The 19,278-nt window shown below is 36.3% G+C and carries 17 protein-coding genes; 8 read left to right on the forward strand and 9 right to left on the reverse strand.

Going from position 1 to position 19,278, the window contains the following annotated elements; all coding sequences use genetic code 11:
* Position 1: 1 nt before the first annotated feature.
* Genes eno through pyrG form a run of 3 tightly spaced genes read right to left on the reverse strand, consistent with a single transcriptional unit; the run spans position 2 to position 3,881 of the window.
* Positions 2-1,291 (reverse strand): phosphopyruvate hydratase, encoded by a 1,290-nt coding sequence (gene eno / locus AC5YDH_RS06970; RefSeq protein WP_496118012.1) that lies wholly within the window; start codon positions 1,289-1,291, stop codon positions 2-4.
* Between the two features lie 59 nt (positions 1,292-1,350).
* On the reverse strand, positions 1,351-2,208 hold the full coding sequence (gene kdsA / locus AC5YDH_RS06975) for a 3-deoxy-8-phosphooctulonate synthase (protein ID WP_496118014.1): 858 nt from the start codon (positions 2,206-2,208) through the stop codon (positions 1,351-1,353).
* A gap of 32 nt (positions 2,209-2,240) precedes the next feature.
* Complete coding sequence (gene pyrG, locus AC5YDH_RS06980) at positions 2,241-3,881, reverse strand: CTP synthase (RefSeq protein WP_496118016.1); 1,641 nt, start codon at positions 3,879-3,881, stop codon at positions 2,241-2,243.
* Positions 3,882-4,108: 227 nt separating this feature from the next.
* Here pyrG and AC5YDH_RS06985 point away from each other — a divergent pair, with 227 nt between their 5' ends.
* On the forward strand, positions 4,109-4,513 hold the full coding sequence (locus AC5YDH_RS06985; RefSeq protein ID WP_496118018.1) for an internalin: 405 nt from the start codon (positions 4,109-4,111) through the stop codon (positions 4,511-4,513).
* Positions 4,514-4,578: 65 nt separating this feature from the next.
* Here AC5YDH_RS06985 and AC5YDH_RS06990 read toward each other — a convergent pair whose 3' ends face one another.
* The 3 genes from AC5YDH_RS06990 to AC5YDH_RS07000 form a co-directional block, all read right to left on the reverse strand.
* Positions 4,579-5,664 (reverse strand): YheT family hydrolase, encoded by a 1,086-nt coding sequence (locus tag AC5YDH_RS06990; protein WP_496118020.1) that lies wholly within the window; start codon positions 5,662-5,664, stop codon positions 4,579-4,581.
* Positions 5,665-5,736: 72 nt separating this feature from the next.
* Positions 5,737-6,138: a nuclear transport factor 2 family protein gene (locus tag AC5YDH_RS06995; RefSeq protein ID WP_496118022.1), complete on the reverse strand. Its 402-nt coding sequence runs from the start codon at positions 6,136-6,138 to the stop codon at positions 5,737-5,739.
* A gap of 88 nt (positions 6,139-6,226) precedes the next feature.
* The gene (locus tag AC5YDH_RS07000) at positions 6,227-8,251 is read right to left on the reverse strand and encodes a 2,4-dienoyl-CoA reductase FMN-binding domain-containing protein (protein WP_496118023.1); all 2,025 of its coding nucleotides are present in this window, start codon (positions 8,249-8,251) and stop codon (positions 6,227-6,229) included.
* Between the two features lie 136 nt (positions 8,252-8,387).
* On the opposite strand from AC5YDH_RS07000, the gene AC5YDH_RS07005 reads away from it, so the two are divergent.
* From AC5YDH_RS07005 to AC5YDH_RS07020, 4 genes are all read left to right on the forward strand, one after another.
* Positions 8,388-8,927 (forward strand): PadR family transcriptional regulator, encoded by a 540-nt coding sequence (locus AC5YDH_RS07005; protein ID WP_496118024.1) that lies wholly within the window; start codon positions 8,388-8,390, stop codon positions 8,925-8,927.
* A 53-nt stretch (positions 8,928-8,980) separates the two neighbouring features.
* The gene (locus AC5YDH_RS07010; protein ID WP_496118026.1) at positions 8,981-9,883 is read left to right on the forward strand and encodes an alpha/beta fold hydrolase; all 903 of its coding nucleotides are present in this window, start codon (positions 8,981-8,983) and stop codon (positions 9,881-9,883) included.
* 175 nt (positions 9,884-10,058) lie between these two features.
* Positions 10,059-10,715, forward strand: a complete 657-nt coding sequence (locus AC5YDH_RS07015; protein ID WP_496118028.1) for a potassium channel family protein — start codon at positions 10,059-10,061, stop codon at positions 10,713-10,715.
* Between the two features lie 11 nt (positions 10,716-10,726).
* Positions 10,727-12,067 carry a TrkH family potassium uptake protein gene (locus AC5YDH_RS07020; protein WP_496118030.1) on the forward strand — a complete coding sequence of 447 codons (1,341 nt, stop codon included), beginning with the start codon at positions 10,727-10,729 and terminating at the stop codon, positions 12,065-12,067.
* A gap of 72 nt (positions 12,068-12,139) precedes the next feature.
* Here AC5YDH_RS07020 and AC5YDH_RS07025 read toward each other — a convergent pair whose 3' ends face one another.
* From AC5YDH_RS07025 to AC5YDH_RS07035, 3 genes are all read right to left on the reverse strand, one after another.
* The gene (locus tag AC5YDH_RS07025; RefSeq protein WP_496118032.1) at positions 12,140-13,252 is read right to left on the reverse strand and encodes a phospholipase A; all 1,113 of its coding nucleotides are present in this window, start codon (positions 13,250-13,252) and stop codon (positions 12,140-12,142) included.
* A 17-nt stretch (positions 13,253-13,269) separates the two neighbouring features.
* Positions 13,270-16,209: an insulinase family protein gene (locus AC5YDH_RS07030; protein ID WP_496118034.1), complete on the reverse strand. Its 2,940-nt coding sequence runs from the start codon at positions 16,207-16,209 to the stop codon at positions 13,270-13,272.
* Positions 16,210-16,433: 224 nt separating this feature from the next.
* Positions 16,434-16,883 carry a GNAT family N-acetyltransferase gene (locus AC5YDH_RS07035; RefSeq protein ID WP_496118036.1) on the reverse strand — a complete coding sequence of 150 codons (450 nt, stop codon included), beginning with the start codon at positions 16,881-16,883 and terminating at the stop codon, positions 16,434-16,436.
* A gap of 130 nt (positions 16,884-17,013) precedes the next feature.
* On the opposite strand from AC5YDH_RS07035, the gene AC5YDH_RS07040 reads away from it, so the two are divergent.
* Genes AC5YDH_RS07040 through AC5YDH_RS07050 form a run of 3 tightly spaced genes read left to right on the forward strand, consistent with a single transcriptional unit; the run spans position 17,014 to position 18,966 of the window.
* Entirely contained in the window at positions 17,014-18,018 is a 1,005-nt protein-coding gene (locus tag AC5YDH_RS07040; protein ID WP_496118038.1) for an adenosine kinase, read from the forward strand.
* Positions 18,019-18,033: 15 nt separating this feature from the next.
* A complete protein-coding gene (locus AC5YDH_RS07045) occupies positions 18,034-18,345 on the forward strand; it encodes a Rieske (2Fe-2S) protein (protein ID WP_496118049.1) in 312 nt (103 codons plus the stop codon).
* Between the two features lie 18 nt (positions 18,346-18,363).
* The gene (locus AC5YDH_RS07050) at positions 18,364-18,966 is read left to right on the forward strand and encodes an OB-fold-containig protein (protein WP_496118039.1); all 603 of its coding nucleotides are present in this window, start codon (positions 18,364-18,366) and stop codon (positions 18,964-18,966) included.
* Positions 18,967-19,278: the final 312 nt, after the last annotated feature.

Below are 19,278 nucleotides of genomic sequence, written 5' to 3' on the forward strand. Positions count from 1 at the left end.
CTTAGTTTAAACCTTTAAACTCAGCTTTACCGCGATAAGCAGCATTAGTCAACTCTTCAATACGAAGCAATTGGTTATATTTCGCTACACGGTCAGAACGGCAAAGTGAACCAGTCTTGATTTGACCTGCACCTGTACCTACAGCTAAATCAGCAATAGTCGAATCTTCAGTTTCGCCTGAACGGTGTGAAATCACTGTAGAGTAACCATTTTCTTTTGCAAGATAGATTGCATCTAAAGTTTCAGTCAACGTACCAATTTGGTTGTACTTAATTAAGATTGAGTTACCAACTTTTTCATTGATACCACGTTGTAAAATCTTAGGATTTGTAACGAACAAGTCATCACCAACCAATTGGATTTTGTCACCAAGGATTGAAGTTAGGTAAGACCAACCTTCCCAATCAGACTCATCTAAACCATCTTCAATAGAGATAATTGGATATTGGTTTACAAGACCTGCAAGGTAGTCAGAGAATTGGTTGCTTGTGAATGCTTTGTTGCCTTCACCTGCAAGAATGTATTGACCATCTTTGTAGAATTCTGAAGATGCACAATCAAGCGCAAGCATAATGTCAGAACCAGCTTTGTAACCCGTTTGACCAATTGCTTCAAGAATTACAGTAATAGCTTCTTCGTTAGAACGAAGGTTTGGTGCAAAACCACCTTCATCACCAACTGCAGTGTTTAAACCTTTTTTGTTTAAAACTGATTTTAAAGAATGGAAGATTTCAGCGCCAGCGCGTAAAGCTTCAGAGAATGAACCAAAACCAACAGGCTCAATCATGAATTCTTGAATATCAACATTGTTGTCTGCATGTGAACCACCATTGATGATGTTCATCATTGGTACAGGCATAGTCAAAATTGAGTTATTGCGAAGGTTAGCAATATATTGGAACAAAGGAATTTTTTGTTCTTCAGCAGCAGCACGAGCAGCAGCTAAAGATACTGCTAAAGTCGCGTTTGCGCCTAATTTTTCTTTGTTTTCAGTGCCGTCTAAAGCAATCATCGTATTATCGATATCTTTTTGCTCAAAAACAGACTTACCAACTAAAGCATCACGGATTAAAGTGTTTACGTTGTTAACCGCAGTTTTAACACCTTTACCTAAGTAACGAGCTTTATCGCCATCACGAAGTTCTAAAGCTTCACGAGAACCAGTTGAAGCACCAGATGGTGCACATGCACGGCCAACCACGCCAGATGCTAAGATTACGTCAGCTTCGATGGTTGGGTTACCACGAGAGTCCAAAATTTCACGTGCACGAATGTCAACGATTTGACTCATGAACAATTCCTCTGTTGATTAATAACACGATGCTTTAGAAGGCATCATTATGTATCTAATTAATGAGTATCTAGCTTTTTAAAGCCTTTTACTAAAGTATCTAATTCTTTAAGCTGAGCTAAGAATGGTTCAAGCTGCGATAAACGCAACGCACATGGACCATCACACTTCGCTTTTTCAGGATCTGGATGAGCTTCTAAGAACAAACCAGCCAAACCTGTTGCCACTCCCGCACGCGCAAGCGTTGTAATTTGCGCACGACGACCACCTGCAGAATCTGCACGACCGCCTGGAGTTTGAAGTGCATGAGTCACATCAAAGAACACAGGAACATTCATTTCTTTCATGGTGTCGAAACCAAGCATATCTACAACTAAATTGTTGTAACCAAATGCTGAACCACGCTCACAAATAATGAGTTTGTCATTTCCTGCTTCTAAACACTTATGCAAAATATGGCGCATTTCATGTGGAGCAAGGAACTGTGCTTTTTTAATGTTGATAATGGCTTGAGTTTTTGCCATTGCTTCAACCAAGTCAGTTTGGCGACTTAAAAATGCAGGAAGTTGGATAATATCTGCAACTTCCGCAACAGGAGCAGCTTGGTAAGGTTCATGTACATCTGTAATGATTGGTACATTGAAGTATTTTTTAATGTCAGCTAACCACTCGATCCCTTTTTCTAGGCCTGGACCACGAAAAGAGTTTAAGCTTGAACGATTGGCTTTATCAAAACTTGCTTTGAACACGTAAGGAATTCCTAAACGTGTACAAATATCAACATAAGTCTCAGCAATTTCAAAAGCTAAGTCTTTTGACTCAAGTACGTTCATTCCGCCAAATAATACAAATGGTAAATGATTCGCCATTTGTATATCGCCAAGGGTTATTATTTCTTGTGGTTTTAATACTGACATTTAAACTTCCCTAGTTTGTTCTCAAAATCCAATTATTTGGCTTTGTTGTATTGCTGTTTAGCAGCATCAATAAAGCTTGCAAATAATGGATGTCCATCACGTGGTGAACTTGTAAATTCTGGATGGAATTGTACAGCGATAAACCAAGGATGAGCAGGAATTTCAACAGTTTCAACTAAACGCTGTACTGGTGAATAACCAGAAATTTTCATTCCTTTTTCTTCAAGAACAGGAATAAAACGATTATTCATTTCATAACGGTGACGATGACGTTCGATAATTTCATCAGAGCCATAAACTTCAGCAGTTTTAGTACCCGCAACCAATTCAGACTTCTGTGCACCAAGACGCATTGTACCGCCAAGGTCAGAATCTGCATTACGTTGTTGCACTTCACCACGTTCATCTAACCATTCAGTAATTAAACCAATCAATGGAGATTTAGTTGAACGGTTAAACTCTGTAGATGTCGCATCTGTAATACCAGCAACATTACGTGCATATTCAATTACAGCCAATTGCATGCCTAAACAAATACCTAAGAATGGTACTTTGTTTTCGCGAGCAAATTGAATTGCTTTCATTTTGCCTTCAGTACCGCGCTCACCAAAACCGCCTGGAACTAAGATCGCGTCAGCATCTTTTAATACTTCTGCAACATCTTGGCTTTCAAGCTCTTCAGCATTAACGTAGTCAATTTGAACTTTAACGCGGTTTTTAACGCCTGCGTGTAAAAGTGCTTCATTTACAGATTTATAAGCATCTGGAAGTTCAACATATTTACCAACCATTGCAACACGCACTGTGTATTCAGGGTTTAAAAGTGCCTCTACTACGTTATCCCAGTCAGTTAAATCTGCTTCTGGAAGATCGTTAAAGCCAAAACGTTCACAAATTAAATCATCAACATTTTGTTCATAGAACGTACGTGGAATTTGATAAATTGTACGTGCATCTTTACATACAACTACGGCACGTGCTTCTACGTTTGTAAATAGTGCAATTTTACGTGTTGTGTCAGCATCTACATCGTATTCTGTACGACAGATTAAGATATCTGGCTGAATACCAATAGAAAGCAATTCTTTAACAGAATGCTGAGTTGGTTTTGTTTTAAGTTCTGCTGCAGATTTGATATATGGAAGCAATGTTAAATGCATTAACATTGTGCGCTTATGACCAAGCTCAACCATTAATTGACGTACAGATTCCATAAATGGAAGTGATTCGATATCACCTACTGTCCCACCAATTTCTACAATTGCAACATCGTAACCTTCGCCTGCGCGAAGAACACGTTCTTTAATATTATCCGTAATATGTGGAATAACTTGAACTGTTCCACCTAAGTAATCACCACGGCGTTCTTTATTTAATACGTCTTGATATACACGACCAGATGTAAAGTTATTTAACTTTGTCATCTTCGCACGACGTAAGAAACGCTCGTAATAACCTAAGTCTAAATCAGTTTCAGCACCATCCTCTGTGACAAAAACTTCACCATGCTGGAATGGGCTCATTGTCCCTGGATCGACATTAATGTATGGATCCATTTTGACCATGGTTACTTTTAAACCACGAGCTTCTAAAAGTGCAGCAACTGAAGCAGCTGAAATACCTTTACCTAGTGATGATACAACACCACCAGTAACGAAAATAAAATGGGTCATTGGATTTCTCATACAGACGAGCCTAAATCGGCTAACAATGTTGTGCGATTTTACTTTACCTTGTACCCATAAAGCAAAGTCATTCCGCATCTATTCTTCGATCATTTGACAATTGATCAATTTATAATCACTTTTTAGATTGTGTTATTCCTTTCATTTATAGGATTTTCATATTTTAATTTACTGTTATAATAACAAAATCCATTCAAGCTACTATTTTTACCATTATGAATAAAAAACTTTTAATTTGTGCGGCAATTGCTACAGGCTTATTATTAACAGCATGCGTAAAAAAAGAAGCGCCTAAAGAAGAAGATCAAACTGATGTAGCATCATCTGAACCTGTAAATCTTCAACCACTAGAACAACCGAGTGTAGAAACAACTTTACCAGAACAAGAGTCTATTCAGATTGAACGTATTGAAACTGAAAATACAACAACTGAAATCCGTCGCTCTGTTCAAGAAACTGAATCAACTCAAGCTTCTGAAACGGCAAACGACACACCTGCAACACCTAAAGTTGAAGATAAACCAACCCAACCTAAAGCAAACCACACTTCGGGCTCACAGTCTGAAGATGATGCTGTTGCAGCAGCAATTGCAGCGGCTACTCCTGCTTTAGAGAACTAAGTTGTAATGATATAAAACAACCTAAATTCAATAAAAAAGACTAGCAAAAGCTAGTCTTTTTTACATTAATTATATTTTTGCAAGAAATCTGCTATTAATTTTGCCGCCCAAGAGCGTGTATTTATCCCTTCATAAAATCCGCAATGACTTCCTTTTTTGGTGGTAACCACTGCGACATAATCCATTAATTGAATCGTTTTTTCATAGGGATAAAAATTTTTAATATGACAGATAGGGTCATCTTCTGCATTTAGAATCAGCAGCGGAACTTTAACATTTTCAAAAACATAAATTGGATTGGTTGCCAAACAGTAGTCAGCATAACTGTTATAACCTGCCAACTCATAATAACAACGCTCAAACTCAGCCAAATTTTTTGACTTCAAAACATTAGCAACCGATTCTGTCGCTTTCCATGTTTCACGATATGGCACAATGAAATTTTTAAATAACTTTTTAGTCATGATCTTGCTATAAACAGGATGAATATTTACAAAACCCAACTCTGTGTTATAGCCCGGACACAAAGCAAATGCTGCTTTGAATGGAGTCTGATCACCCACTTCTCCTAGATAACGAACAAGTAATCCTGTTCCAGCCGAAGAACCAACACCATATAAATTCGATTGCGGATACTTTTTTTGAATGTGTAAGATCTGCTCTTTTAAATCTGCAGTTGAACCAAATAAGTTCATTTGCGGAACAGATAATGGTAAATCTGCATGCCCACGGCGCAAACATAATGCAATACGCCAACCTGTGTATTTATGCAAATCACGGATTAATTCACGCATACTTTCAGGCGTACCTGTAATGGTATGCATTACAACAATTGTTGGAGCATTGGATGGTAAATCCAATCCATACCATGCAATTCCTGTAATTCCCCCATCTTTCATACTCATTTGTTCAACTAAATCATATTCAAGATGAACAAATCGTTTTTTAATTACATCAAAATATAACAAATGCGCATGTGTATTACTTAACCAAGGCGTTGGTCTATATTTTTTAGATAACTGAGGTAATTGTTCAAGAACATTCTTTAAATAACCATCAGATTTATAATAAAGTTTAGGAACTTCTGCCCCTGTTACTTTATCCAATACTTTTAAAGATACTTTTCGAGCTTTTTTCAAAATCAATTTCATATGATTGATCTACAACAATCCCATTTAAATTTATGTTCAAAAAGCATGCCTATTACAGAACATAATGCAAAATTACATCATACTTTGCATGCGTTGCCCCATCAAAACAGCCAAAGCCTCCAATCCACTTTTCGGTCGGATCATAACCTCAAAATCTACAATTTTCCCATGTTCATTAAACTGGATCATATCGATACCTTTTAGTTTCTTTTTACCAATATTTGCTGAAAATTCAAGCACAGCACTCAAACCATCCTCACTAAAAAACTCTCGATGATAAGTAAAGTTTTCAAATACTTGAATAACATTACTTAATATAAAAAACACAATTAGCTTTCCAGAATAAGGGCTATAAGCCACTGGCGATCTGAACACGACCTCATCATCAAGCAAATCGTTCAACACACTCATATCTCGCTTTTCTAGCATTTCATGCCAACGTGCTATCGCCATTTTTGTTGTCTGAATTGTCATTTTTAAACATCCTTTTTTATTTTAAAACTATAAAAAACTCAACTAAAACATCAGTAAGAAGAGGTTTCCCCCTTCTTACCTAAAAGCTTTAAATGATCGCTGCTAATTCAGCACCTTGTCGAATTGCACGTTTTGCATCTAATTCTCCCGCTTCTTTTGCGCCACCAATTAAATGAACACTTTTACCTATCGCTTCAAGTTGATCGTACATTGCGGTATATGATTCTTGTCCTGCACATATCACAATATTATCGACATCTAAAACAGTTGGATGATCATTCACTGTAATATGCAAACCACGCTCGTCAATTTTGTCGTAACTTGCACCTGCAATCATTTTCACATCACGATGTTTTAAACCCGTACGGTGAATCCAACCTGTGGTTTTTCCTAATCCACCACCCACAGAGCTTGCCTTGCGTTGTAATAAGTAAATTTCACGTGGTGATTCTTCGACTTTTGCTGATTTTAAACCACCAACATTTGCATAAGTCGTATCAATTCCCCATTCATCATAGAATTTTTCAGGATTCAAACTCCCACTATCACCTTCATGTGACAAATATTCAGCCGTATCAAACCCAATGCCACCTGCACCTATAATCGCAACTTTTTTTCCTACATCTTTCTTATGTTTTAAGACATCAATATATGAAAGTACTTTAGAGTTTTCTATGCCTTCAATATTAAGATGACGCGGTGTCACACCTGTTGCGACCACGATTGCATCGTAGTTTGTATTTTCAAGTTCTTCATAAGTGGCAAGATGATTGAGCTTTAAACTAATATTCGGTTGCAACTCAATTTTACGTTTGAAATAACGTAATGTTTCATAAAACTCCTCTTTACCAGGAACAGTTTTCGCAATATTGAATTGACCACCGATTTGATTGGATGCTTCAAAAATAGTGACTTTATGACCACGATCTGCTGCATAAGTTGCAAAGCTTAAACCTGCAGGTCCCGCACCAATTACTGCAATATTCTTAACATGATTTGTTTCTTTAAAAATAAGCTCTGTTTCAAAACATGCACGTGGATTAACCAAACATGAGGCCACTTTCATTGAAAAAATATGATCTAAACAAGCTTGATTACAACCAATACAGGTATTGATTTCATCACTTCGACCTTGTTCAGCTTTTTCTACAAAAAACGGATCTGCTAGCATAGGACGTGCCATTGAAATCATATCTGCATGTCCTGATGCAAGCACATGTTCTGCCATTTCTGGTGTATTAATACGATTTGATGTAATAAGCGGAACTTTAACTTCGCCTTTAAGTTTTTCAGTAACCCAAGTAAAAGCAGCTCGTGGTACTTTGGTGGCAATTGTCGGAATTCTAGCTTCATGCCAACCAATGCCAGTGTTAATAATAGTTGCACCTGCTTTTTCTATTGCTTTTGCAAGTTGTACAACTTCCTCAAATGTTGAGCCACCTTCAACTAAATCCAACATCGAAAGACGGTAAATAATAATGAAGTTTTCACCAACTTCTTCACGTATTCTTTTTACTATTTCAATAGGAAGACGAATACGATTTTTATAGCTTCCACCCCACTCATCATCACGATGATTGGTACGTGCAGCAATAAACTCATTAATTAAATAACCTTCCGAGCCCATCACTTCAACACCATCATAACCAGCATAGTGTGCTAATTTTGCACAATTCACAAAATCATCGATGGTTTGAGTTACTTCAGCAGAGGTTAAGGCATGTGGTTTTACAGGATTGATAGGTGCCTGAATAGCCGATGGTGCTACATTTTCAGCTTGATAAGAATAACGCCCTGTATGCAAAATTTGCATTGCAATTTTACCACCAGCCTCATGAACAGCACTTGTAATAACCTTATGTTTTTCAGCTTCATCTTTTGCATCTAATTTTGAGCCTCCTGCAAAAGTAACTCCTGCATCATTCGGTGAAATCCCTCCTGTCACAATTAAGGCAACACCACCTTTTGCTCGCTCTGCATAAAATGCCGCCATACGATCAAAACCACCAGGTGCTTCCTCTAAACCTACATGCATAGAACCCATCAATACACGGTTTTTAAGCGTTGTAAAACCTAAGTCTAGAGGTGCTAACAGATTTGGAAAACTTGACATACATACTCCTTGGCGAGCTTCATGCTGGCTATTTTTATGTTTAATGCAACTTGTTGCATACTTTTATATTCGAGATTTGATTTTTATGCAACATGTTGCATAATAAAACACATGAAAAATTACACGTTGTAAATGTATGTCCTTAGCACATGTTTTACTCACAAGCTTACTAGAAAAGCCCAGTACTGGCATTGAGCTGGCTCGACGTTTCGACCGTTCAATGGGCTTTTTTTGGAATGCAACACATCAACAAATATATCGTGAGCTGAACTCTATGCTCAATAAAGGCTGGATTTCCACACTCGAAGATTCAGACTATATGGGGCGAAGTAAAACCTATCAAGTGGAGTTATTAGGTAGAACCGAGCTTGCCAACTGGATGCTCAAACATAGTGAACCTGCTCAATTGCGTGAAGAACTAATGGTTCGCTTACGTGCAGAAGCACAATTGTGTGGAAATACTGTATTACCCGAACTTGAACAACATTTAGTGCTACACAAAGAAAAACTAACAACTTATCAACTTATTTTTGACAAAGATTTTAGTCATACTTATGCAAAAAATCGCACACTCTATATACATAAAATGATTTTACAACTTGGTATAAACTTAGAAATGGGATGGATCGACTGGCTTGAAGAAGTCATTCCCGTGCTGAAAAATTTTAACGATTAAGCAACAATCACCTAAAAATGCGCTAAACCAAGTTTCAATAATAGGATGATGTAATGCCTTATTACACTATGCAAGATCATGAAAAATTACATGTTCGTGAGTTTGGTCGTGGTCAGCCTGTATTCGTATTATCTGGTTTAGGTATGCAAAGTTGGCAATGGTTTCCATTTTTATATCCCCTGAAAAACAAATATCACTTTATTATTCCAGATTGGCGTGGCTTTGGTGGGTCGAAAAATTGTGCCATTCCTTCAATTGATGCGATTTCAAGTCATTGGCAAGACCTAAATACACTCATTCAACACACCAAATTTGAAAAATTTAAGCTCATTGGCTATTCAATGGGAGCAACAACAGCCATGCATGGTATGAAATATGGAGATTTATCTTCATATCTCACGAGTTATTTACATATCGACCAAACACCTAAAATTACAGTAGATGAAACATGGCAATATGGATTGTTTGGACAAAGGCATTCTGAATTTAAACACTTATTAACGCAAATTTCGGTATTTCTAAATCAGCATCGTGATTTTACCTCTATTGAAAGTTTAGACTTAAAATCTCGTCATACATTAATTCGCATGTGGGCAGAATTTATTGCTTTTCAATCGAGCAATCAGATTAGTCCATTGTTATTTAAATTAGCCCTCAACAAACCTAAACTTCAAAAATATATTTTACCCATTCAGAGACTGGATTATTTGACTTGGTATATAGATAACTACTTATATCACAATGAAGATTATCGAAAAGCAATTGAAAATTTAAAATGTCCAACAACCTTTTTTAGCGGTGAACAGTCAACTTTATACCCCATACAAGGGCAAAATTTAATTGCGCAAAGTGTAGAAAACTCACAACAAATTATTTTCAAAAATTCGGGACACACACCCCTTATTAGCGAACCTATAAAATTTACAAAAGAAATTCATCAGTTTTTAATACAGTAGAAAATCATTCACTTTAAATATACGATTAAGCCTATGCTTATTCGGCATATTTTTTAATCTAAGCACTTATAAAACAACATATATAATTAACATGTTTTATCTACAGTGAATCATAAAAATCAGCTAAGATTTACCATAACTAAAGCTTAGCTATAGATAAAATTAAGGAAGAATTATGGCGCAGTTTGCTGTCATTGGATTAGGTAGTTTTGGCGCAACAGTTGCCACAGAACTTGTTAATTTAAAACATGATGTGATTGGTATTGATATTGAAAAAAAATACGTCGAGAGTATTTCCGATTTACTCACCCATTCAGTCATTGCAGATGCAACCGATGAACATGTTCTAGATGAACTCAATATTACCCAATGTGAGGCTGTTGTTGTTGCCATTGGTGAAGACATAGAAGCGAGTATTTTATGTGTATTACATCTTAAAAACTTAGGTGTAGAAAAAATTTGGGTAAAAGCAAAATCTAAAGCACATCACATGATTTTAACCCACTTAGGGATTTGTAAAATTATCCACCCCGAAGAAGATATGGGTGTTCGTGTTGCTCAAAGTTTAAGCTACCCCATGGTTAGCCGCTATATGGCACTTAATGATGACCATTATTTGGTTAAAGTAGAAATTACTCCACATCTTCAAGGTACACGTTTTAATCAAATTATGGGGCATTCTCCTGAAGTAAAAGCCATTTTACATAAGCGTGAACAAGAAATTAATTACAATATCGATCCTAATTTAATTTTACAAGATGGTGATATATTAATCGTTGAAGGTGCCTTAGAACCTTTACGTCGTCTATCTAAACACTTTTCTGCAAAATAGGAATATCTCCTATGAAGCAACTGCGCAATAAACAAAATAATAGTATTAATTTAAGCCCACCAAGCTTATTAGCCTTAGGATTTCTCAGCTTTATTATTTTAGGAACATTATTATTAAAGCTTCCATTTTCTAATCACGGCGATCTATCTTGGTTAGATGCACTCTTTACTGCAACTTCAGCTGTTACCATTACAGGACTTTCTGTTGTAAATGTCGGTGAAGCCTATACGGTTTTTGGAAAAGTAATCATTATGTTGCTTATTCAATGTGGTGGCTTAGGCTTTATGACCTTTGCCATATTAGCGGCATTAAGTTTGTCTCCTAAAATTGGTTTAAGACAACAAGTGATGGCACAAGATACTATTGGGCAGACTAGCCTAACCAAAGTTTCTTTCACCGTTAAAGGCGTACTACTTTATTCTTTATTTTTTGAGTCTATTGGTACCGTTATTTTAACCATTGCATGGATGGAAGATTACGACTTTGCCAAAGCCTTTTTTTATGCTGCATTTTATAGTGTTTCAGCTTTTAATAATGGCGGATTTTCCTTATTCCCCAATAGCTTAATGAGCTTTTCAGACAAATACTTTATTACCTTTACCATTAGCATGTTGTACATTATTGGCGGCATTGGTTTTGTAGTACTTATGGATATTAAACGTGCCAAACGCTGGAAACGACTTTCAGCTAATAGCAAACTGATTATTTCCACAATTGCTGGATTAAACCTAGTTGCCTTTATCCTTTTATGGGCAATTGAAGCCAACAACCCATTAACACTCGCACCTATGAGTATGGGAGATCAGGCTTTGAATGCTTGGTTCCATGCAACAGTTCCTCGTTCTTCGGGTTTTAATAGTTTAGAACTCAGTAAGATGCAAGATGCATCCACACTTGTCACTATGGTATTAATGTTTATTGGTGGTGGCTCTTTAAGTACGGCGGGAGGCATTAAAGTTGGAACATTTATTATTGTTGTTTTGAGTGTAATTACTTTTTTAAGACGCTCAGAAGAACTACGTGTTTTCAATCATTCAGTCGCAAAAACAACTTCATTTAAAGCACTTGCTGTGGTTTCAATTACAGGCATTTTAATTTTTCTAGGCTTATTTAGTTTACTACTTATAGAACCAAAGCATCATTTTTTAGATTTACTTTTCGAAGCCGTTTCCGCTGCTTGTACCGTAGGTTTATCTCGTGGTGTAACAGGTGAACTACAGCCTGCTAGCTTGTTTGTTTTAATGATTCTAATGTTTGCAGGTCGATTAGGCCCTTTAACATTAGCCTATTTAATTGCGACACCTAAGAAAAGCCGTATTAAACACCCTCAAACAGATATTCAAATTGGTTAATATTTTATCTTTACGGTTTCAAATTAAAAATAAAAAGCCACTTTAAAAGTGGCTTTTTATTAATATTAAAAATTAAAACCAATCTAAAAGCGATACACCTAAACCTACATACGTTGCCTTATGATTATAGTCAATTAAGCTCTCTCCATAACCATGGAACAACTGGAACTTACCACGTAAATGACCGCTAATTGGGAAATTCCAGTCAAACTGAGCTGCACCACGTGAATCATTTCCACCTTTCAAACTATGGCGCAACATTAAGCTAAAATCTTGGTCTTTATAGCGATAAAATGCTGTCAAATCACCACGACCAATATAGTTTTCAATATCTGGGTTGTTATCGTCTTTTTTATCTTCTTTAATACGGTACCAAGGACGAAGCATTAAGGCAAAGTTTTCACGCTCGAAACCCACATTGAGCATGACACGATTCCAACTACGTGACCAAGGATCAGATCGACCATTTGATTGATGATTGAATGTTACACCCAATAAGCGACCATTTAAGCCAAACATTTCGTAATTGGTACGAAACATTAAACTTGCTTCAGGTTCATAATTGGTTTCACGAAACGGACGAGACTCATCGCCGTTATACATTTGCCAACGAGATGACTGCGTATAGCCTAACCACACATCACCATTGTCACCAAAAAGATTTTCAACCGCTTTTGTTTTCAATGAAAGTTGATATTTCATTTCCAATGAATCTAATGGAACAACCTCATCTGTACTTACCACATTTTGTGGGTTCTTACTTACAGGCTGCTCATTCTTTTTAGATGTCCAAAATGCAGGTAAAACATAAACAGGTTTATAAGCACGAACTTGCCATGTACCTAATTTACTTTCAGGTGAAAGCTCCCAACGACTATCTAGCAAGGATGTGTTAGGTGTAAATACAGGTGCTTCCACAGCAACAACATTGTTCTTAATTTTCTGTTTAAGACTTTCAGATTCAGTTGAAATAGAACGCGCAGCTTCACGCTCTGAAACAAACTGATGGGCTTCAGCCTGTGGAGCCTTAAATAGCGCATCATAACAAGCCAATCGCTGTGGATTTGACTGCAATGCCACACATGCATCTGCACTTGCAGGTGAAACTAAGTCAGCTGCATGCAAGCCCGAACCAAGCACAGCAGTACTTAAACCTAAAATGAGTGGCTTGTATTGAAACGCCATTAAAACTTCCCCAAAAGTTAATTAACTTGCTTAATTGAAAAACCAAGCTCTTGCAATTGTTCACGCTTCGCAATAGGCGCAACCACAGCTTTAGATGGTTTTTGTTGACGTAAATACACATCTGCAACACGCTTTAAATCATCCAAATTAACAGACAATAAGCGTTCACGTAATTGTGCTCTAAATGCTGGTGTACGCGCATGTAAGAGTGAATAACATGCTGTAATTGCTTCACCCGCAGGTGAACCTGGTTTATCCATACTCGCAATTAGACCTAGAATTGCTTCCTCTAGCTGATGTGGTAATTGCTCAGTATTAAATAACCAATCTACACCTGCTTCAAAATCTTGGAATGTTTCTGCTAAACGTGGATCACGATAGCTATAGAAACGGAATGAACATGCATTGCCGTCATAGCTTGCACCACCACCATAAGCACCACCTTTTTCACGAATAGCGCTATGCAAGAAACCATTACGCAAATATGCAGCAAGAACCATTAATGGCGCAGCGTCAGGATGTGATACTTCAACAGCAGCATAAGCAGAAGAACAGAATTGAACATTGGCTTGAATCAACCATGCTTCATCATTGTCACTATTTTCAAAAGAAATCTGTGTAAGTTCAGCATCTACTTGATCAATCGATAACTTATCCCAAACTTCTTGAATTTCTTCAACCAAACGATCTGACTGATGTTCTTCACATACCAATAAGAACTGTTTTCGTGCTTTCAATAAACGGTTATGAATGACTTTTAACTCTTGAATCAATTGATCATAAGCAGCTTCATCATTCTCGATTTTGCTAACCAATTCACCTAACCAATTTAATGCACCTAGACCTGTTGTATTGTAGTCACGTAATGCCAAAGCACTGTGGTTACGTCCTGCAATTTGCATTGCATAACTATGACCAGAACCCGACAAACGTGCAGACCAACGTGTTTTACGTTGTTGTAAAAGTTCAATAATACGATCTTTTTCATCGAAACGTAATTGTTCAAAAGCAACTTTCAACAAGCGAATAGCTTCTAAATTATTCACTAAAGATTTTGTTGTTAAAGTTAACCAAGCTGTAATTTTACCTTTATCGTCCACTTTAGAACGTAAAGATGCACCCATTCCTAAACCACCACTTACCGCAGTTTGTAGCTGTTGCAATTCTAGATAATCATACTCACCTGCACCTACTTCACCCATTAAAATAGACATTAGATTGAAGTATGGTGATTTTACGATGTCATCTGGAATTTGAATAAGCACTTGGTTGTAATAAATACCATTTGTACCCGCATGATATAAATTTAACGGTGTATCTAAACGATTTGAAATAATTTCACGTAGTTGACCTTGTATAATCTGCATTTGTGCAGGTACATCTTCCAAGCCCACTTTTGGTAATAAATTCAAATCATCTGGAGTATCTTGACGAACTTTCAAAGCTTCAGTTTGTGTAATAATTTCAGCTTTATCTGCTTCTGTTAGTTTGGCACCAATTGCAGCTAAACGTGCTTTTTCATCTTCCGCTTCTTTTGCAGATTTTGTTGCATCAGGCACTAAAGTCATTTGCACACGATGTGGATTATCAATCAAATGTTCTTTAATTAAGTTAGACAACCACATAGGGTCTTTTAACTCTTCTTTAACATTTGCAATGGCAGTATCTACATCCCATACATCCACAGGGTCTGAATGATGAATTGCACTGCTTAAACCGTTTAAAATTAGGCTTAAACCGTATGGCATACCATCGCCATTAATTTCACGCTGATGTAATTCAATTTGATGTAAAATCGCATCAACCATTTGTGAATCTACAGGCTTAGATGCTACATCTTCTAAAATTTGGAACACGCCATTTTTGAATTCTTCAGCATGTTCAGGGTTTGAACCTTGCACACCACAGAAGAAAGTCATTTCATAGTTAGAATCATCTACGCCCATAATTGGACCTGTAGATTGTGCATAACCACAAGTTTCTAAATAATGACGCAATGGTGATGCCGAATCTTCAAGTAAAATACCTTCTACAAGACGCATACCTAAACGAATTTTAATGTCACTTGCCTTTGGCAATAACCAAGAAATAATGTGATAAGTCTTATCTTTTAAATCTTCAGCGTCTACCGCATAAGTTTCAGTTACCGCAATTGGCGCAGTTAAACGAGTTTCAGGCTTAGACTCAAGCGTTTGCCCTTTATCAAATTTTGACAAAGCTAAAGTTTCAAATTGCTCTTGAAGCTTATGCGCAGGCTCATTACCAAAGGTCATAAACACCGCATTACTTGGGTGATAATGCGATTTATAGAAACCCACCAACTCATCATAAGTTAAGTCTGGAATATCTTTAGGATCACCACCTGAGTTGTAGTGATACGTTGTTTCAGGGAATAAATGATGTGCTAATTGGTGATACAACTGATCTGAAGGTGAGCTCATTGCACCTTTCATTTCATTAAATACTACGCCCTTATAAACAGGTTCGCCATTTTCAAGCTCTATACGAATACCTTCTTGTGCAAAATCTAATGGATTTAAATTTGCCGCAAAAGTTGCATCTAAATAGACAGAAAGTAAGTTTTGAAAATCTTTTTTATTCTGTGTTGCAAATGGATACGCTGTCCAATCTGCCGCTGTAAACGCATTCATAAATGTGTTTAATGAACGACGAATCATTAAGAAGAATGGGTCACGTACAGGGAACTTTTCTGAACCACAAAGCGCTGTATGTTCAAGAATATGCGCTTCGCCTTTTGAATCCATTGGTTGTGTACGAAATGCAACCAAAAATACATTTTCATCATGGCTTGTTGCTAAGTGATAATGCACCGCACCTGTTACTTTGTGCTTATATTCACATACTAATATGTCTAAGGCTTCAACATGGTGTTGACGTACCAACTGAAACGCTGGATGAACAGTTTGAGAAATAGTTTCAGTGACATCTACAGTCATGTGATCTCCAAATTTAATGCTTTTTTAAGTGTGACGATTATACCTTAAAAAAAGTACCATGAATGCCACAATCTCTGTATTCCTAGTTTTTTAGTGTGTATTTAAAATTTGATTTTTTAGGGCAACAAAAAGAGTGAATACCCAGCTAAGATTGATTATTTTTATAAAATAAAAAAAATTCAAAGAGCATTACAAGCATTTTACTCATAATGCTCTTTTGAAAGCTAAATTAAATATTTGAAATAATTATAGTTTGGATGGTTTTCCACAAATACATAATTCATTTTCTGATAAAAGTTCGCAGCTGGTTTTAGCTCCGTGTTTAAACAAAGTGCAGAAAAATTAGTAATCGCCTTTTTCTCTAAATATTGAAGCAACTGTTTGCCTACGCCATGCTTACGATATTCAGGTAACACATAAAAACGACGTACGCGACCAATGCGTGCTTCAATATCCTGTTCATTCCATTGTAAATTCAAACCGCCACAAGCAATTAATTTTCCATCATCATAAGCCATGAGTAAAAACTCATTAGGTTTATCGAACCGATTTTTACCACTTTCAAATTCTTCAATCATGCGCGTAACAAACTCAAAACCTTCTTTATTCGCTTGTTCCGCAAGTTGCATAATTGTTTCTGGTAATTCCTTCTTTTCTTGAATTTCTATCTTCATCTTTTTTCCCAAAATCACCCTACGTTTTAAACCAATACCACTGCTATATGTTGAATTTTATTCATGAATCTATTGCTAACTTGAGCATTGGTGTAAACTCATCATTTTAAATATTTACGTGATTAAAAATATGACCACTGTTGATCTTTTTGCAATTGGTAATGCATTAATTGACCAAGAATTCAAAGTCTCGGATGACTTTCTTACTCAACAAAATTTGCAAAAAGGCACTATGCAATTAACAGATGGTGAAACACAAGCAAATTTATACAACAACTTACTCAAAACTCAAAGCTATAAAGGTCAAGCTTCAGGCGGTTCTGCTGCAAATACAACCGTTGCTTTTAGTGCATTAGGCGGTTCTGCCTTTTACGCTTGCCGTGTTGGTCATGATGAACTTGGCTCAATTTACCTTAAAGGTTTAAATGACGCGAATATCCATACTACCAAAAAGTCAATTAGTAACGGTGTTACAGGCACTTGCATGGTATTAATCAGCGAAGATTCTGAACGTACTATGCATACATACCTCGGTATTACAGCTGAGTTAAGCGATGCTCAAATCGATTTTGAACCATTAAAAACAGCAAAATGGTTGTATATCGAAGGCTATTTATCTACAAGTGATACTGCACGTTTAGCGGTAAAACAAGCACGTGAAATAGCAAAAGCAAATGGCGTAAAAATTGCTTTAACTTTATCAGATCCAGCAATGGTTCAATATGCACGTCAAGGCTTAGATGAGCTACTAGACGATGGTGTAGATTTACTATTCTGTAATGAACAAGAAGCTTTAATGTATACAGAAACGGATCATATTGATGCAGCACTGACTAAATTAAAATTACTTAGTCAGTCTGTTGTCATTACACTAAGCGAAAAAGGTGCATTAATCTCAAATAAAGAAGAAACCTTTACTGTTGCAGGTCGTAAAGTTACTGCGGTTGATACCAATGGTGCTGGTGATGCTTTTGCAGGATCTTTCTTATATGCTGTAAATGCAGGACTTAGTGAAAAATTTGCTGCCGAAATTGCAGTATTAGTTTCAAGCCAAGTTGTCTCACAATTTGGTCCGCGTCTTGCTGTAAACCAATATGCTGAACTCCTAAATACTTTTAATCAGGAAGCTGTTTAAATGAACCGAATTTGCATGATGGAAGATGTTCCAGAACGTGAAGCACGCTCTTTTGAAACATCTGACGGAGATAACATTTTTGTGACACAACGTGATGGTGCATTCTATGCGTACCAAAACTTATGCCCGCACCTACAAGTTGAACTTGAATATCTTGAAAATCAATTTCTAGATAGAGAACAAGAATACATCGAATGTTCTACACATGGTGCGTTATTCTTAGTAGAAACAGGTGAATGTATTTCTGGTCCATGCCAAGGTCAGTCACTTGAAAAAGTTGAAATAACAGTACATTCTGATGGTGGTATTTACTTAACTGAAGAATAAATTTTATAGGTTTTCGCCATGTATAACTTTTTAACAAATGTGAACTTATTTCCTTTTCATTTAAGTTTATTCATTTTAATTGTTCTTAGCATGGCGGAAACTTTAGGTTATTACATTAACTTTAAACCAAGTAATCTATTTAATCACCTCTTCTCTAAACGCCTAACAGAATCACCACTGATTAATGTAAAATTTTCAAAATTACTTATTTTTATTTTTTTACTGCTCAACTTCAGTGTCGCAGGCTATTTTATTCAATTTGCAGTTTTTGCAAAAATACATTCTTTTGTTCCATCGTACTACATTATTTTCCCTGCACTAATCATTGCTGTGTTCTTTACAGTCTTTATGATTCATTGCCTAGACCAAGTCATTAAACCAAAAACCTCTAAACAGAATATTAGCCTGATTGGCCGACTCGCAACCATTTCAAGTGGTCATGCACGACCTGGATTTTCTGCGCAAGCACGTATACGTGATCAATTCGGACAACTACATTATATTCAGGTCGAACCTGAATTTGGCGAACTTGGATTTCAAACTCAAGTCATTATTGTTCGTAAAAAGAAATCTCACTACATTGCCAAAAAAATTTCCAAATCGACTGATTTATTTTATTAAAAATCACACAAAAAAACATCACTTTCGCTTCTACTCACAGCACCACTCTTTAGATATTTTAATTATAGATCGCCTTACAATTTGATTGTTTTTTATACTAAAAGCCTTTCGTGCTGTCAGTTTTAGATATTATTTACCGTTATTTTTTACCTTTATTTATTTTAATTTTTTTAAAATATACATTAAAAAAAACCAAATAACCAAGTAAAAAAGTTGGTTTAATTTGCCAACCAATAAACATTTAAAATAAAAGACATTATATAAAATTCTATATCAAACCTTATTAGTTGGCTTTAAATTATTTAAAATGAA

The sequence above is a fragment of the Acinetobacter sp. FY683 genome (assembly GCF_059515885.1).

What these genes read in the sequence shown, in the direction of transcription:
- AC5YDH_RS07005 (WP_496118024.1), top strand. Translation starts at nt 8,388, where the DNA reads ATGTCCTTAGCACATGTTTTACTCACAAGCTTACTAGAAAAGCCCAGT.
- eno (WP_496118012.1), bottom strand. Translation starts at nt 1,291, where the DNA reads ATGAGTCAAATCGTTGACATTCGTGCACGTGAAATTTTGGACTCTCGT.
- pyrG (WP_496118016.1), bottom strand. Translation starts at nt 3,881, where the DNA reads ATGACCCATTTTATTTTCGTTACTGGTGGTGTTGTATCATCACTAGGT.
- AC5YDH_RS06985 (WP_496118018.1), top strand. Translation starts at nt 4,109, where the DNA reads ATGAATAAAAAACTTTTAATTTGTGCGGCAATTGCTACAGGCTTATTA.
- AC5YDH_RS06990 (WP_496118020.1), bottom strand. Translation starts at nt 5,664, where the DNA reads ATGAAATTGATTTTGAAAAAAGCTCGAAAAGTATCTTTAAAAGTATTG.
- AC5YDH_RS07035 (WP_496118036.1), bottom strand. Translation starts at nt 16,883, where the DNA reads ATGAAGATAGAAATTCAAGAAAAGAAGGAATTACCAGAAACAATTATG.
- kdsA (WP_496118014.1), bottom strand. Translation starts at nt 2,208, where the DNA reads ATGTCAGTATTAAAACCACAAGAAATAATAACCCTTGGCGATATACAA.
- AC5YDH_RS06995 (WP_496118022.1), bottom strand. Translation starts at nt 6,138, where the DNA reads ATGACAATTCAGACAACAAAAATGGCGATAGCACGTTGGCATGAAATG.
- AC5YDH_RS07050 (WP_496118039.1), top strand. Translation starts at nt 18,364, where the DNA reads ATGTATAACTTTTTAACAAATGTGAACTTATTTCCTTTTCATTTAAGT.
- AC5YDH_RS07020 (WP_496118030.1), top strand. Translation starts at nt 10,727, where the DNA reads ATGAAGCAACTGCGCAATAAACAAAATAATAGTATTAATTTAAGCCCA.
- AC5YDH_RS07030 (WP_496118034.1), bottom strand. Translation starts at nt 16,209, where the DNA reads ATGACTGTAGATGTCACTGAAACTATTTCTCAAACTGTTCATCCAGCG.
- AC5YDH_RS07015 (WP_496118028.1), top strand. Translation starts at nt 10,059, where the DNA reads ATGGCGCAGTTTGCTGTCATTGGATTAGGTAGTTTTGGCGCAACAGTT.
- AC5YDH_RS07045 (WP_496118049.1), top strand. Translation starts at nt 18,034, where the DNA reads ATGATGGAAGATGTTCCAGAACGTGAAGCACGCTCTTTTGAAACATCT.
- AC5YDH_RS07025 (WP_496118032.1), bottom strand. Translation starts at nt 13,252, where the DNA reads ATGGCGTTTCAATACAAGCCACTCATTTTAGGTTTAAGTACTGCTGTG.
- AC5YDH_RS07000 (WP_496118023.1), bottom strand. Translation starts at nt 8,251, where the DNA reads ATGTCAAGTTTTCCAAATCTGTTAGCACCTCTAGACTTAGGTTTTACA.
- AC5YDH_RS07040 (WP_496118038.1), top strand. Translation starts at nt 17,014, where the DNA reads ATGACCACTGTTGATCTTTTTGCAATTGGTAATGCATTAATTGACCAA.
- AC5YDH_RS07010 (WP_496118026.1), top strand. Translation starts at nt 8,981, where the DNA reads ATGCCTTATTACACTATGCAAGATCATGAAAAATTACATGTTCGTGAG.